At 53.9% G+C, this 14,417-nt stretch carries 14 protein-coding genes; 5 read left to right on the forward strand and 9 right to left on the reverse strand.

The genetic code is table 11. From position 1 onward, the window contains the following. The first annotated feature begins 139 nt into the window (after positions 1–139). Together hydN and hypF are read left to right on the forward strand one after the other, a co-directional pair. Positions 140–667 (forward strand): electron transport protein HydN, encoded by a 528-nt coding sequence (hydN, locus tag ACU8XX_RS05700; protein WP_001078777.1) that lies wholly within the window; start codon positions 140–142, stop codon positions 665–667. A 152-nt stretch (positions 668–819) separates the two neighbouring features. Then, on the forward strand, positions 820–3,072 hold the full coding sequence (gene hypF, locus ACU8XX_RS05705) for a carbamoyltransferase HypF (protein ID WP_032174791.1): 2,253 nt from the start codon (positions 820–822) through the stop codon (positions 3,070–3,072). A 127-nt stretch (positions 3,073–3,199) separates the two neighbouring features. On the opposite strand, the gene norW is transcribed toward hypF, so the two are convergent. Continuing rightward, on the reverse strand, positions 3,200–4,333 hold the full coding sequence (gene norW / locus ACU8XX_RS05710; RefSeq protein ID WP_000064752.1) for an NADH:flavorubredoxin reductase NorW: 1,134 nt from the start codon (positions 4,331–4,333) through the stop codon (positions 3,200–3,202). Beyond that, positions 4,330–5,769 carry an anaerobic nitric oxide reductase flavorubredoxin gene (gene norV, locus ACU8XX_RS05715; RefSeq protein WP_000029634.1) on the reverse strand — a complete coding sequence of 480 codons (1,440 nt, stop codon included), beginning with the start codon at positions 5,767–5,769 and terminating at the stop codon, positions 4,330–4,332. Before norV ends, norW begins: the two co-directional genes overlap by 4 nt. Before the next feature lie 186 nt (positions 5,770–5,955). On the opposite strand from norV, the gene norR reads away from it, so the two are divergent. Continuing rightward, a complete protein-coding gene (gene norR, locus ACU8XX_RS05720) occupies positions 5,956–7,470 on the forward strand; it encodes a nitric oxide reductase transcriptional regulator NorR (protein WP_000010770.1) in 1,515 nt (504 codons plus the stop codon). Here norR and gutQ read toward each other — a convergent pair. From gutQ to srlA, 7 genes are all read right to left on the reverse strand, one after another. Beyond that, positions 7,467–8,432, reverse strand: a complete 966-nt coding sequence (gene gutQ, locus ACU8XX_RS05725) for an arabinose-5-phosphate isomerase GutQ (RefSeq protein ID WP_001287420.1) — start codon at positions 8,430–8,432, stop codon at positions 7,467–7,469. The two genes, norR and gutQ, sit on opposite strands and share 4 nt — an antisense overlap. Continuing rightward, positions 8,425–9,198 carry a glucitol operon DNA-binding transcriptional repressor SrlR gene (gene srlR / locus ACU8XX_RS05730; protein ID WP_000804550.1) on the reverse strand — a complete coding sequence of 258 codons (774 nt, stop codon included), beginning with the start codon at positions 9,196–9,198 and terminating at the stop codon, positions 8,425–8,427. The genes gutQ and srlR overlap by 8 nt, the downstream gene beginning before the upstream one ends. A 66-nt stretch (positions 9,199–9,264) precedes the next feature. Then, a complete protein-coding gene (gene gutM, locus ACU8XX_RS05735; protein ID WP_000252908.1) occupies positions 9,265–9,624 on the reverse strand; it encodes a transcriptional regulator GutM in 360 nt (119 codons plus the stop codon). A gap of 104 nt (positions 9,625–9,728) precedes the next feature. Continuing rightward, the gene (gene srlD, locus ACU8XX_RS05740) at positions 9,729–10,508 is read right to left on the reverse strand and encodes a sorbitol-6-phosphate dehydrogenase (protein ID WP_001077358.1); all 780 of its coding nucleotides are present in this window, start codon (positions 10,506–10,508) and stop codon (positions 9,729–9,731) included. A 3-nt stretch (positions 10,509–10,511) separates the two neighbouring features. After that, a complete protein-coding gene (gene srlB, locus ACU8XX_RS05745; protein ID WP_000216194.1) occupies positions 10,512–10,883 on the reverse strand; it encodes a PTS glucitol/sorbitol transporter subunit IIA in 372 nt (123 codons plus the stop codon). A 10-nt stretch (positions 10,884–10,893) separates the two neighbouring features. Beyond that, entirely contained in the window at positions 10,894–11,853 is a 960-nt protein-coding gene (gene srlE / locus ACU8XX_RS05750) for a PTS glucitol/sorbitol transporter subunit IIB (protein ID WP_000148875.1), read from the reverse strand. Then, entirely contained in the window at positions 11,850–12,413 is a 564-nt protein-coding gene (srlA, locus tag ACU8XX_RS05755; protein ID WP_000573321.1) for a PTS glucitol/sorbitol transporter subunit IIC, read from the reverse strand. The genes srlE and srlA overlap by 4 nt, the downstream gene beginning before the upstream one ends. 255 nt (positions 12,414–12,668) lie before the next feature. Here srlA and mltB point away from each other — a divergent pair, with 255 nt between their 5' ends. Both mltB and pncC read left to right on the forward strand, forming a co-directional pair. Next, positions 12,669–13,754 (forward strand): lytic murein transglycosylase B, encoded by a 1,086-nt coding sequence (gene mltB / locus ACU8XX_RS05760; RefSeq protein ID WP_001295177.1) that lies wholly within the window; start codon positions 12,669–12,671, stop codon positions 13,752–13,754. A gap of 144 nt (positions 13,755–13,898) precedes the next feature. Continuing rightward, the gene (pncC, locus tag ACU8XX_RS05765) at positions 13,899–14,396 is read left to right on the forward strand and encodes a nicotinamide-nucleotide amidase (RefSeq protein WP_016242338.1); all 498 of its coding nucleotides are present in this window, start codon (positions 13,899–13,901) and stop codon (positions 14,394–14,396) included. Positions 14,397–14,417: the final 21 nt, after the last annotated feature.

The following is a 14,417-nucleotide window of genomic DNA, read 5'->3' on the forward strand; positions in this document are numbered from 1 at the left end:
TCACATGTCATCGTCACTAGTGTCGATGACATCGTTTTTCCTGCATTACAGAAATTAATTTCCTTAAATAACAGTAAATTAAAAACTGGCATGATTTGTGAATGTATCGGCGCATTAACTGTCATTGCTGGAGAATTTGATGAACCGTTTCATCATTGCTGACGCGAGTAAATGTATTGGTTGCCGTACCTGTGAAGTAGCGTGCGTGGTTTCTCATCAGGAAAATCAGGACTGTGCATCGCTGACCCCGGAAACTTTTTTACCGCGTATCCATGTCATTAAAGGTGTGAACATTTCCACGGCGACAGTTTGCCGTCAGTGTGAAGATGCACCGTGCGCTAACGTCTGCCCGAATGGTGCTATCAGCCGTGATAAAGGGTTTGTTCATGTGATGCAGGAACGTTGCATTGGTTGCAAAACCTGCGTTGTGGCTTGCCCGTATGGTGCGATGGAAGTGGTGGTACGTCCGGTGATCCGCAACAGCGGCGCGGGTCTGAATGTACGGGCTGACAAAGCCGAAGCCAATAAATGCGACCTGTGCAACCATCGTGAAGACGGCCCGGCGTGTATGGCGGCTTGCCCGACTCATGCGCTGATTTGTGTCGATCGTAATAAACTTGAACAACTGAGCGCAGAAAAACGCCGCCGTACGGCGCTGATGTTCTAAAAATCTTACAGAACTGTTCTGGCATCAAAGGAATTCCCGGAAATATTCGTAGAATACGGAGCGGGCGGTATCGCCGACCTGTGACTGCCGGATGCGACGCTGTCGTGTCCGGCAGGGCGGGTTACGCAATTCATGATGGCGGGAATAACTCAATGGCAAAAAACACATCTTGCGGTGTCCAACTGCGTATTCGTGGCAAAGTGCAGGGCGTCGGTTTTCGTCCGTTTGTCTGGCAGCTGGCACAGCAATTAAATCTTCACGGCGATGTCTGTAATGACGGCGATGGCGTAGAAGTCCGGCTGCGGGAAGACCCGGAAACGTTTCTTGTTCAATTGTATCAGCACTGCCCGCCGCTGGCGCGTATTGATAGCGTCGAGCGTGAGCCGTTTATCTGGTCACAACTGCCCACCGAGTTCACTATACGCCAGAGCACAGGCGGCACCATGAATACGCAAATTGTTCCCGATGCCGCTACTTGCCCTGCTTGCCTTGCCGAAATGAATACCCCAGGCGAACGGCGTTATCGTTATCCGTTTATCAACTGTACCCACTGCGGCCCGCGTTTCACCATTATTCGCGCCATGCCTTACGACCGCCCGTTTACCGTGATGGCGGCGTTTCCGCTATGTCCGGCCTGTGACAAAGAGTACCGTGACCCGCTCGATCGTCGCTTCCACGCCCAGCCGGTGGCCTGCCCGGAGTGTGGCCCGCATCTTGAATGGGTAAGTCATGGTGAACATGCGGAACAAGAGGCGGCATTACAGGCAGCTATCGCACAGTTAAAAATGGGCAAAATTGTCGCCATCAAAGGGATTGGCGGATTTCATCTTGCCTGCGATGCACGTAACAGTAACGCGGTGGCGACACTTCGGGCGCGCAAACATCGCCCGGCGAAACCGCTGGCGGTCATGTTGCCAGTGGCTGACGGTTTACCAGACGCTGCGCGCCAGTTGCTTACCACGCCCGCCGCGCCGATTGTGCTGGTGGATAAAAAATACGTTCCTGAGCTTTGTGATGATATCGCCCCTGACCTTAACGAAGTCGGGGTAATGTTGCCTGCGAACCCGCTCCAGCATTTGCTGTTACAGGAACTGCAATGCCCGCTGGTGATGACCTCCGGCAACCTGAGCGGTAAACCACCAGCTATCAGCAACGAACAGGCGCTGGCGGATTTGCAGGGCATTGCCGACGGATTTTTGATACATAACCGCGACATCGTGCAGCGGATGGATGATTCGGTGGTGCGCGAAAGCGGCGAAATGCTGCGCCGTTCGCGGGGGTATGTGCCGGATGCGCTGGCTTTGCCTCCGGGCTTTAAAAATGTTCCGCCTGTGCTGTGTCTCGGCGCGGATCTGAAAAATACCTTCTGCCTGGTGCGCGGTGAACAAGCGGTGTTGAGTCAGCATCTGGGCGATTTAAGTGACGATGGCATCCAGATGCAGTGGCGCGAAGCGTTACGCCTGATGCAAAACATCTACGATTTCACCCCGCAATACGTTGTGCATGACGCACATCCGGGCTATGTCTCCAGCCAGTGGGCGCGCGAAATGAATCTGCCGACGCAAACGGTGCTGCATCATCATGCCCACGCAGCGGCGTGTCTGGCAGAGCATCAGTGGCCGCTGGATGGCGGTGATGTCATTGCTTTGACGCTCGACGGTATCGGTATGGGGGAGAATGGCGCTTTGTGGGGCGGCGAGTGCCTGCGGGTGAACTATCGCGAATGTGAGCACCTGGGCGGCTTGCCTGCAGTGGCGCTTGCTGGTGGCGATTTGGCGGCGAAGCAGCCGTGGCGAAACCTGCTGGCGCAGTGCCTGCGCTTTGTGCCGGAGTGGCAGAATTATCCCGAAACAGCGAGTGTGCAACAGCAAAACTGGAGCGTGCTGGCGCGGGCCATTGAGCGTGGAATTAACGCGCCGCTGGCGTCATCGTGTGGGCGTTTTTTCGATGCAGTGGCGGCGGCACTGGGCTGTGCGTCAGCCACGTTAAGTTATGAAGGTGAAGCGGCTTGTGCTCTGGAGGCGCTCGCAGCCTCATGCCACGGAGTGACGCATCCGGTGACAATGCCGCGGGTGGACAATCAACTGGATCTCGCCACTTTCTGGCAGCAGTGGCTGAACTGGCAGGCACCGGTTAATCAACGCGCGTGGGCGTTTCATGATGCGCTGGCGCAGGGTTTTGCCGCGTTGATGCGTGAGCAGGCCACGATGCGTGGTATCACTACGCTGGTATTTAGCGGCGGGGTTATTCATAACCGTTTGCTGCGTGCACGTCTGGCGCATTATCTCGCTGATTTCACATTGCTCTTTCCACAGAGTTTACCGGCGGGTGATGGCGGTTTGTCTCTGGGGCAGGGGGTTATTGCTGCGGCGCGTTGGTTAGCGGGTGAAGTCCAGAACGGATAAAACGTGTTGCATTTGGACACCATTGCCGGATGCGGCGTAAACGCCTTATCCGGCCTACACATGCGTCCCCGTAGGTCGGATAAGACGCGCCAGCGTCGCATCCGACATTTTAGGCACAGTAGCCCACCTACATCGGCAATGTTTTCAACAATCCAAATGCCTCTTTCATCCGATCCTCACTGACCACAAAGGCGCGAAGCTGGTCAGCATCGTCAACGCCGCGCGCCACCATTCCCTGGCGTTCGGTATTAATTTGCCAGCGTAAATCCTGACGCTGGGTTTCGCCTGCCAGATGCAGCGGTAATTCCGGCGTTTTGATTTTCACCAGCATCGCCGGGAGTTTCAGCGGCGTGTTATTGCCGAGAAGATTTTTTGCCAGCACCATCGCGCTAAGTTGAATCGGCTGGAGGAACGGCAATACCTGACCGTTAATTTCCGCGCAATCGCCCAGCGCGTAAATATCGGTATTACTGGTTTGCAGATAACTATCGACGCAAACGCCGCGATTAATCGTCAGCCCGGCGCGTCGTGCCAGGGCGGTTTCCGGGCGCAGTCCGGTGGCGGCAATTACCGCATCCACTTCGATATTGCGCTGGCGGTCCAGCGTTGCCTGAATGCCAGAATCCGTTTTTTCCAGCCCCTGTAACTGAGATTTCAACAGCAGATGAACGCCCATCTCCGTCAACCGATGCTGCAAGCGGCTGCTTACTTCCGGTGGCATTAACGACGCCAGAATACTGGCAGCGTTGTCGATTAGCGTGACCGCTTTGCCTGCACGACAAAAATCCATCGCCAGTTCGCTACCAATCAAACCACCGCCAACAATCAACACGCGTCGGGCATCCCGCAGTTGCGTTTCACAGGCGCGATACTCTTGCTGACTATTTAACGTCAGCATTAACTCACGCCCAGGCACAGGCGGGACAAAGGCACTGGCACCGGTTGCCAGTACTAGCTTGTCGTATTGCCACTGATTATTCTGGCTTTTCACCACACGGGCTTCGGCATCGATATCCGTCACCCAGGTTTGTGGAAACAGGTGCAGATTAAACTGCTCGGCAAATTCACCCGCCGTCTGGCGGGTAAGGTCATCGGCACGTTGCCCCTGACTGATAACATGGCTGAGGTCAGGTTTGTTGTACTCATCCATGCTGTCGGCGGCAATCAGGGTTAATGGAATAGTGGCGTCCTGTTTGCGAATATTTTTCACCAGTTGGCGGGCGGCGAAGCCCGAACCGATGATCACAATGCCGTTACTCATTTTGCCTCCGATGCCAGTTCTTCAAAGACGTCTTTGCCGAGGGAGCATTCCGGGCAGAGGAAGTTATCCGGGACTTCACTCCACGGCGTTCCTGGCGCAACGTCCTGCATTGGCTCGCCTTTTGCCGGATCGTAAATCCACTGGCAGACGCTGCACTGCATCCGTGGGCCGAGGTCAGCCGTCGTGGTGGCAGAGGTTTCTTCTTTAACTACCGTATTCACCGTGCTCTGCGGCAGCGGCGCGAGCGCCCACTGACGGGCGATTTCGCGACCGTGTTCACGGCATAACTTCAGAGCGTCCTGGTCTGGTCGCCATTTCGCTTTCAGGCTAAGCGACATTTCGAAACCCGCATCCTGCAGGCGCGTGGAAAGACGATCCACCGCACCGCCGCTCCAGCCGTGAGAGCCGAAAGCACTGGCGCGTTTGTTACGGAAGCGTAAACCAGTCATCTCCTCCACCAGCCCGGCGATTTTCGGCATCATCACGTTATTCATCGTCGAAGTGCCGACCAGCACGCCTTTTGAGCGGAAGACATTAGTCAGGATTTCGTTTTTATCGCTTCGGGCGACGTTGAAAATTTTCACCGCCACGCGTGGGTCGGTTTCCGCAATCCCCTGGGCGATAGCGTCAGCCATCATGCGGGTGTTATTCGACATGGTGTCGTAGAAAATGGTGATTCTGTCTTCCTGATAATCAGCCGCCCATTTCAGGTACAGCTCGACAATTTGCGTCGGGTTATCGCGCCATACCACGCCGTGGGAAGTGGCTATCATATCGACTGGTAAGTTAAAGCCCAGGATCTCGGTAATTTTCGGTGTTACCAGGCGGCTGAACGGCGTCAGGATATTGGCGTAGTAACGCTGGCACTGCTCGAAAAGCTCCGTCTGATCCACTTCATCGTTGAACAGATGCTCGTCGCAGTAGTGTTGACCGAAAGCATCGTTACTGAACAGCACCGCGTCGCCTGTCAGGTAAGTCATCATGCTGTCCGGCCAGTGCAGCATTGGTGTTTCGACAAAAATGAGCTGTTTGCCGTTGCCGATATCCAGCGTGTCGCCAGTTTTCACCACATTAAAATTCCACTCCGGATGATGGTGATGACCATTTATCGAGTCGATAGCGTTGGCTGTACAGTAGATCGGCGTATCGGGAATTTGTGCCATCAGTTCGGTCAGCGCCCCGGCGTGGTCCTCTTCTGCATGGTTAATCACGATGTAATCGATATCCGCCAGATCGATTTCATTACGCAGGTTCTGCACAAATTCGCGGCTGAATTTATGGTCGACGGTGTCGATCAGCACGTTTTTTTCTTCGCGGATGAGGTAGCTGTTGTAACTGCTGCCGCGCAGCGTTTTATATTCCGTACCGTGAAAATCACGCACTTCCCAGTCACGTTGACCAACCCAATGAATGTTATTTTTCACCACAATAGACATAGCAACCTCAATTTATTCAGCGTGTTCTAAAAAGATGTCTTGCTAATTGCAGATTACGTGCCAGTTTTTTATCTGATTGTTTTTACTATATAAATAAAATTATGCTCATTAATGAGTAGTCAAAATGACTATCAATCAAATGGTCGATATGACAATATCTATAGTCAAATTGACAGTGAGGCAAAGATGAGTTTTTCCGTTGATGTGCTGGCGAATATCGCCATCGAATTGCAGCGTGGGATTGGTCATCAGGATCGTTTTCAGCGCCTGATCACCACGCTACGTCAGGTGCTGGAGTGCGATGCGTCTGCGTTGCTACGTTACGATTCGCGGCAGTTTATTCCGCTTGCCATCGACGGTCTGGCAAAGGATGTACTCGGTAGACGCTTTGCGCTGGAAGGGCATCCACGGCTGGAAGCGATTGCCCGCGCCGGGGATGTGGTGCGCTTTCCCGCAGACAGCGAATTGCCCGATCCCTATGACGGTTTGATTCCTGGGCAGGAGAGTCTGAAGGTTCACGCCTGCGTTGGTCTGCCATTGTTTGCCGGGCAAAACCTGATCGGCGCACTGACGCTCGACGGGATGCAGCCCGATCAGTTCGATGTTTTCAGCGACGAAGAGCTACGGCTGATTGCTGCGCTGGCGGCGGGAGCGTTAAGCAATGCGTTGCTGATTGAACAACTGGAAAGCCAGAATATGATGCCAGGCGATGCCACGCCGTTTGAAGCGGTGAAACAGACGCAGATGATTGGCTTGTCCCCTGGCATGACGCAACTGAAAAAAGAGATTGAGATTGTGGCGGCGTCCGATCTCAACGTCCTGATCAGCGGTGAGACGGGAACCGGTAAGGAGCTGGTGGCGAAAGCGATTCATGAAGCCTCGCCACGGGCGGTGAATCCGCTGGTCTATCTCAACTGTGCTGCACTGCCGGAAAGTGTGGCGGAAAGTGAGTTGTTCGGGCATGTGAAAGGAGCGTTTACTGGCGCTATCAGTAACCGCAGCGGGAAGTTTGAAATGGCGGATAACGGCACTCTGTTTCTGGATGAGATCGGCGAGTTGTCGTTGGCATTGCAGGCCAAGCTGCTGAGGGTGTTGCAGTATGGCGATATTCAGCGCGTTGGCGATGACCGTAGTTTGCGGGTCGATGTGCGCGTGCTGGCGGCGACTAACCGCGACTTACGCGAAGAGGTGCTGGCAGGGCGATTTCGCGCTGACTTGTTTCATCGCCTGAGCGTGTTTCCACTTTCGGTGCCGCCGCTGCGTGAGCGGGGCGATGATGTCATTCTGCTGGCGGGGTATTTCTGCGAGCAGTGTCGTTTGCGGCTGGGGCTCTCCCGCGTGGTATTAAGTGCCGGAGCGCGAAATTTACTGCAACACTATCGTTTTCCGGGGAACGTGCGCGAACTGGAACATGCTATTCATCGGGCGGTAGTGCTGGCGAGAGCCACCCGCAACGGCGATGAAGTGATTCTTGAGGCGCAACATTTTGCTTTTCCTGAGGTGACGTTGCCGCCGCCAGAAGCGGCGGCGGTGCCCGTTGTTAAGCAAAACCTGCGTGAAGCGACAGAAGCGTTCCAGCGTGAAACTATTCGTCAGGCACTGGCACAAAATCATCACAACTGGGCTGCCTGCGCGCGGATGCTGGAAACCGACGTCGCCAACCTGCATCGGCTGGCGAAACGTCTGGGATTGAAGGATTAAATAATCCCGGCCTGATAGAAATCCTGCAGGTTTATTGCGCCGGTGAGTTTGCCGTTTTCATCCACCACCGGTGCGGCAGTGATTTTGCGCTTCATCAGGATCTCTTTGGCGTCGATGGCGCGACTTTGCGATTGCAACGTGGTGCCGCCGACCGTCATCGCTTCATTGACTGGCGTGGTGAGTGCGCCGCCGCCAACCAGCCAGCGACGTAAATCGCCGTCGGTAAAGACGCCTTGTACCTGTTGTTGAGCGTCACATACCGCCACCAGCCCCAGACCGGTGCGGCTGAGTTCCAGCATCGCATCCATCACGCTGGCGGTTAACGCCACCTGTGGGATGGCATCGTCACGGCGCATCAGATGATGCACTTTATTCAGCAAGCGAGCGCCCAGTGCCCCGGCTGGGTGGGAGCGGGCAAAATCTTCTTCATTAAATCCGCGCGCCTGCATGACCGCCATCGCCAGCGCGTCACCCATCATCAGGGTATTGACGGTGCTGGAGGTCGGCGCAAGGTGCATCGGGCAGGCTTCGCGTTCTACGGAGATATCCAGCACCGCTTTTGCCGCCAGGCCCAGCGGTGACGTCGGTTTGCCGGTCATCGCCAGCAGCGCGATAGATTTATCTTCCAGACGCGGAATAATCAGATCCAGTTCCTTCGCGCCACCGGAGTAAGAGATAAACAGCATCACATCGCGGCTTTCGATCATCCCCAGATCGCCGTGCAGCGCTTCTGCCGGATGGACAAAAAAAGCCGGAGTGCCGGTACTGGCAAGCGTTGCGGCGATTTTCTTACCAATGTGGCCCGATTTGCCAATTCCCGAAACCACCACTTTGCCTTCACAGTGCAGGATGATATTGGCGGCGCGAACAAAATCATCGCCCAGACGTTCCGGTAAACGGCTTGCTTCCTGCAACTCCAGCATTAACGTCTGACGTCCCGCGTTCAGTAGTGCTTCACTCATTGCTCTCTCCGGTTATGATCACATCGATCCCTTTCTCTTCCAGCGCCTGACGAAACGCCGGATCGATACCTGCGTCGGTAATCAGCTTATCGACGCTTTCAAGACTGCAAACTACGTTGGGGCTTTTACGGCCAAACTTTGATGAGTCCGCCATCAAAATCACTTCGCGCGCGGCATTGCACATTGCCTTACTGACGGTATAAACCTCGTTAAAGGTGGTTACGCCCGCATTGAGATCGATGCCGTCGGTGCCCATAAACAATTTATCGAAGGTGAAATGCTCGAAGGCATTCTCTGCCAGTTGCCCGTGAAATGAGGCCGATTTTTTGCGAAACGTTCCGCCTGGCATCAGGATAGTTTGTTCGTTATCCAGTTCGGATAGCGCATTGACGATATGCAGGCTGTTGGTCATCACCGTGATGTTATTAAAGCGCGAGAGCAGGGGAACCATCTGCAAAACGGTACTGCCAGCATCAAGAATGATCGAATCGCCATCATGGATAAAACTAACGGCAGCTTCTGCAATCAGCTCTTTCTTGTGGGTGTTGATGAGTGTTTTATGATCGATAGGCGGATCGGATTCCTCTTTATTCAACACCACTCCGCCATAAGTACGAATGACGGTTCCGGCATGTTCCAGAATGACCAGATCTTTGCGAATGGTTGTGCCTGTGGTGTCAAAGTATTGCGCCAATTCTTCAACCGAGCATTTACCCTGCTTTTGCAGATACTCCAGAATGGCGGCCTGACGCTGACGAGGTTTCATGGGCGTGATTACCTGATTTAGGTTTCAAAATGATAACTTCGCAAGCAAGTAACATTCACAACGAAATTATCCACGTTTCAGTTTAAGCGCCAATGATAGAGCATTCTGTGATAGTGGATCATGGGGAAAGATCACATCGGGCTGTAAATCACCCGCATGCATACCGGTAATTGCGGGAATTTTTTGCGGTCGGGCGAAGACGGTCAGTCCTTTCATAAACAAGGTGTCGACGATGCGCTGCTGATCGTCCAGCGCGATGGCGACCACGACCCGCGGTTTAAAGCGCCCGCTGGAACGGCCCACGCCAACCCGCCCTTGCTGGCATAGTGTGTCGAAGGCACGGTTAAAACGAGAAATTTGCCAGCCGCCTAAGGCCAGTTGCGCACACCAGGCGATAACGGCGACGGTGATGAGTGCGGATACCATAACTTTTCCTTAATGTAGTGGCGGAAGTCCTGTATGCCTGATGAGCGTAGCGCATCAGGCATTCTATAGTCTCACGGAGATCCTTAATGGATCTCCGCTGTTGATCAGAACATCACCTGACCGCCGGTGACATTGATCGACTGTCCGGTGCAGTACGACGCCTTAGGACTGGCGTAGAACAGCAGCATATTCAGCACATCTTGATAATCGCAGCCGCGTTTGAGCGGTACTTTGTCGATGTAATACTGCTCGACTTGATCCGGTTTGATACCCAGCTTGGTCGCGTATTGTGGCAACAGTGACTGGAACATCGGCGATTTCAGCAGGTTACCGAGCATCAGTGAATGCACCGTAATGCCGTACTCCGCCAGATCCAGCGCCAGTGATTGAGTCAGCCCGACGCCACCAAATTTCGCTGCGCTGTAGCCAGAGTTGTGTTTGCTGCCCACTTTGCCGGATTTCGAGTTGATCTGAATAATGCGCCCCTGAATCCCGTCGCGGATCATCAAACGCGAAAATTCACGCGCACACAGGAAATAACCCACCAGATTCACCTGTAGCGAACGGTCAAAATCGCCGAGCTGGAAGTCGCTGATAAAGGCTGCTTTTGCTATTCCGGCGCTGTAGACCAGCAAATCCACGCGACCAAAGATTTCATCTACCCCACGAGAGAGCGCCAGAACGCTTTGCTCGCTAGTGGCGTCAGCACCAAAACCGTACGCCATACTTTCACCATATTCGGCGTTAATTTCTTGTGCCACATTTGCGGCTTTGTCGCTCTGAATATCGACAACCGCGACGCGATACCCCTCGGCAGCCAGACCGTGGCACAGGAACGCGCCTAAGGTTTGCCCACCACCGATGACAACGGCAACCTGATTCATTTTTTACTCCTTAACAGATTCAAACTTCAAAACCGATCCCGGCGCGATATCGTCGGGGACAGGGCCTGCCACATGGACAGTGCCCGGAAATTCCGCTTCGTTTAAACCATCGAAGCGCAGGGTGACATGACCCAGTTCGCGAAGGTTGTCTTCCGCCACGCTGCCAACAGCGGTCACCGGATAGCGATGCTGCCCGAGTGAAAATTGCAAACCGGGATGGAGTGCACCTTTCAACTCGCCGTGGCAATGAATGAAGCAATACTCTTCGAGGTCCGCAGGCGCGCCTTCACGAAAGGTGATGAGCATCTGGTCACTGAGGGCGTCAATGGCACTCGCGCCGATACGGGTGATGGTGGTCTGATAAATAACGGTCATGTTTCAGCCTCTATTGATAGATAAAACCGGAGACAAACCAGGCGATCAGTACAGTCGGCGCGCCGGTTAAAAAGCGGCTCACCAGTACAGAAGGGACACCGACGCGAACCGTGTCCTGACGGGCTTCCGCCAGCGACAAACCGACCGGGATGAAGTCGCAGGCCGCCTGCGCGTTGATGGCAAACAGTGCCGGTAAAGCCAGATGCGGCGGAATATTGCCGAGACCAATCTGCACGCCAATCAATACGCCGATAACCTGTGCGATAACTGCGCCTGGGCCGAGGAAAGGTGAAAGCAGTGGGAAGGAACAGATGAGCGCCAGCATGACCAGACCCAGTGGATGGCTCGCCAGCGGAGCAAGACCGTGGGCAATCCAGTCACCAAGGCCAGAAGCCATAATGATGCCAATGAGCGCCGAGACGAATGCCATAAACGGCAGAATGGTTTTTAATACAGTGTCGATGGTGTCACGACCAGATTGAAACAGCACCGCAACGGCGGACCCCATGCCCATTCCCACCTTCGCCAGTAAACCATCGCTTTGTTCGGTGATTTTCTTACTGGTGTCATAGTCACGGCCCACGGAAGAGGGTTGTGGTGTCGCATCACCTACTACAGTGATGTTTTCTTCTTTTACGCCAGAGACATAAATATCTTCCACAATGTACTGCGCCAGCGGACCGGACTTGCCCGTCGAGTGGATATTAATGGTGGGAATACGTCGTTTCGGATAGATGCCGCAGCGTAATGTGCCGCCACAGTCGATTACCGCGACACCAATTTCCGCCTCCGCGGGTTCACCTTCTTTAAATCCGTCAATAGCCTGCCAGCCAGTAAGCTGTGCCAGTTTGTCAACAATCGCAGGCCGGGTACCGGCGGTGATATAGACGATTTTTTTTCCCGGCGTGGCTTTCAGCTCAAGCGGGCCGCCCCAGCCACCCGTTCCTTTTTCGATCCGAATATGCGTCATGATGTTGCTCCTGCCAGGTGAACTTTTTGTTCAAGTTGAATGCCCATCTTTTTCTCAAAAATGGCGGTGGTCAGATCGGTCACCCAGCCGCGGAAGAAATTGGTGACCAGACCAACCAGCAGATAACTCACCGCCAGTGGGCCAAGTGGCAGGTTCAGCGTTGTCAGACCGCTGGCAATGCCAAGATAAACAAACAGTTCGCCAGGGTTGATATGGGGGAAGAGGCCATTCATTGAGTGGCAGCTATAAGAGGCCGCCGCGTAGTAGCTGGGTTTGTACTTTTCCGGCATAAAGCGACCCAGGCTTAGGGTCATCGGATTGCAAAAGACAAACGTGCCAATGCACGGTAACAGTAGGTAACGGGAAACAGGGTTACCGGCGCAACGTTGAGCAAAACGTTCAATACGATGCTGACCGATAAAATTAATCAGTGCGTTCATGATAACCAGCAGGCTAATCAACAGCGGAAGAATGCCGGTCACCATCCCGGTAAACACCTCTCCGCCCTTTTGGAACAGCCCGATAAACCACTCTGCACCATGAGTAATGGTTTCTATCATTGTTCTCTCCTTCAGGATTTATTGTTTTATTACCAAACGGCAACCTAATCTAATCAGATTGAAAGATTTAAAAGTGTTATTTTGATCGCAAAATGAAAGATAAATATTTTAATTTGAAAGTTTGAATAAAAGGATAGCGAGGGGAATGAGTTGAGTTATGTAAAGTCCGTATCGGGCAGTGACTACCGCTTCCTTGTGCGGGGCGTGATGCTTTACCATACTTGCCCCTGGTTGAATCTGTTAAATGGACCCCTCATGTTCAAGCGTCGTTATGTAACATTGCTTCCCCTTTTTGTGTTGCTTGCCGCCTGTAGCAGCAAGCCAAAACCTACTGAGACTGATACGACCACCGGAACGCCGTCTGGCGGCTTCCTGCTTGAGCCGCAGCACAATGTGATGCAGATGGGCGGCGATTTCGCTAATAACCCGAATGCCCAGCAGTTCATCGACAAAATGGTGAACAAACACGGTTTCGATCGTCAGCAGTTGCAGGAAATTCTCTCCCAGGCGAAGCGTCTGGATTCGGTACTGCGGCTGATGGATAACCAGGCACCAACCACATCGGTGAAACCGCCATCAGGTCCGAACGGCGCATGGCTCCGTTATCGCAAAAAATTTATTACGCCGGACAACGTGCAGAACGGTGTGGTTTTCTGGAATCAGTATGAAGATGCGTTGAATCGCGCGTGGCAGGTGTATGGAGTACCGCCGGAAATTATCGTCGGGATTATCGGCGTTGAAACCCGCTGGGGGCGCGTGATGGGGAAAACTCGCATCCTCGATGCGCTGGCAACGCTGTCATTTAACTACCCACGCCGCGCGGAGTATTTCTCTGGCGAGCTGGAAACCTTCCTGTTGATGGCGCGCGACGAGCAGGACGATCCGCTCAATCTGAAAGGTTCCTTTGCCGGGGCGATGGGCTACGGACAGTTTATGCCGTCGTCTTACAAACAATATGCGGTAGATTTCAGCGGCGACGGGCATATCAACCTGTGGGATCCGGTTGATGCGATCGGTAGCGTGGCGAACTATTTCAAAGCGCACGGCTGGGTGAAAGGCGATCAGGTCGCGGTAATGGCAAACGGTCAGGCTCCAGGCTTGCCAAATGGCTTCAAAACTAAGTACAGCATTTCGCAGCTTGCCGCCGCAGGTTTAACGCCACAGCAGCCGCTGGGCAACCATCAACAAGCCAGCCTGCTGCGTCTGGATGTTGGCACCGGCTACCAGTACTGGTACGGTCTGCCGAACTTCTACACCATCACCCGTTACAACCACAGCACCCATTACGCAATGGCGGTCTGGCAGTTAGGACAAGCCGTGGCGCTGGCGCGAGTACAGTAGCTATTTACAAGAGGGGGGCGTGAGCTTCCCTCTGGCTAATCAGCTTTTTTCTGAATCCTCCTCGTAAAATTGCAACGCCAACACCATCTTCCTGACGAAAGTGCTATCTTGTCCGGCATAAATTTTTGACTGACAGAGGTTGTGATGACTGACAGTGAACTGATGCAGTTAAGTGAACAGGTTGGGCAGGCGCTGAAAGCCCGTGGCGCAACCGTAACAACTGCCGAGTCTTGTACCGGTGGTTGGGTAGCGAAAGTGATTACCGATATTGCCGGTAGCTCCGCCTGGTTTGAACGCGGATTTGTCACCTACAGTAACGAAGCCAAAGCGCAGATGATCGGCGTACGCGAAGAGACGCTGGCGCAGCATGGCGCGGTGAGTGAACCCGTCGTGGCGGAAATGGCGATAGGCGCACTGAAAGCGGCTCGTGCTGATTATGCCGTGTCTATTAGTGGTATCGCCGGGCCGGATGGCGGCAGTGAAGAGAAGCCTGTCGGCACCGTCTGGTTTGCTTTTGCCACTGCCCGCGGTGAAGGCATTACCCGGCGGGAATGCTTCAGCGGCGACCGTGATGCGGTGCGTCGTCAGGCTACTGCGTATGCATTGCAGACCTTGTGGCAACAATTTCTACAAAACACTTGATACTGTATGAGCATACAGTAT

Source organism: Escherichia sp. MAL-1 (genome assembly GCF_052948035.1).

What these genes read in the sequence shown, in the direction of transcription:
- hydN (WP_001078777.1), top strand. Translation starts at nt 140, where the DNA reads ATGAACCGTTTCATCATTGCTGACGCGAGTAAATGTATTGGTTGCCGT.
- hypF (WP_032174791.1), top strand. Translation starts at nt 820, where the DNA reads ATGGCAAAAAACACATCTTGCGGTGTCCAACTGCGTATTCGTGGCAAA.
- norW (WP_000064752.1), bottom strand. Translation starts at nt 4,333, where the DNA reads ATGAGTAACGGCATTGTGATCATCGGTTCGGGCTTCGCCGCCCGCCAA.
- norV (WP_000029634.1), bottom strand. Translation starts at nt 5,769, where the DNA reads ATGTCTATTGTGGTGAAAAATAACATTCATTGGGTTGGTCAACGTGAC.
- norR (WP_000010770.1), top strand. Translation starts at nt 5,956, where the DNA reads ATGAGTTTTTCCGTTGATGTGCTGGCGAATATCGCCATCGAATTGCAG.
- gutQ (WP_001287420.1), bottom strand. Translation starts at nt 8,432, where the DNA reads ATGAGTGAAGCACTACTGAACGCGGGACGTCAGACGTTAATGCTGGAG.
- srlR (WP_000804550.1), bottom strand. Translation starts at nt 9,198, where the DNA reads ATGAAACCTCGTCAGCGTCAGGCCGCCATTCTGGAGTATCTGCAAAAG.
- gutM (WP_000252908.1), bottom strand. Translation starts at nt 9,624, where the DNA reads ATGGTATCCGCACTCATCACCGTCGCCGTTATCGCCTGGTGTGCGCAA.
- srlD (WP_001077358.1), bottom strand. Translation starts at nt 10,508, where the DNA reads ATGAATCAGGTTGCCGTTGTCATCGGTGGTGGGCAAACCTTAGGCGCG.
- srlB (WP_000216194.1), bottom strand. Translation starts at nt 10,883, where the DNA reads ATGACCGTTATTTATCAGACCACCATCACCCGTATCGGCGCGAGTGCC.
- srlE (WP_000148875.1), bottom strand. Translation starts at nt 11,853, where the DNA reads ATGACGCATATTCGGATCGAAAAAGGAACGGGTGGCTGGGGCGGCCCG.
- srlA (WP_000573321.1), bottom strand. Translation starts at nt 12,413, where the DNA reads ATGATAGAAACCATTACTCATGGTGCAGAGTGGTTTATCGGGCTGTTC.
- mltB (WP_001295177.1), top strand. Translation starts at nt 12,669, where the DNA reads ATGTTCAAGCGTCGTTATGTAACATTGCTTCCCCTTTTTGTGTTGCTT.
- pncC (WP_016242338.1), top strand. Translation starts at nt 13,899, where the DNA reads ATGACTGACAGTGAACTGATGCAGTTAAGTGAACAGGTTGGGCAGGCG.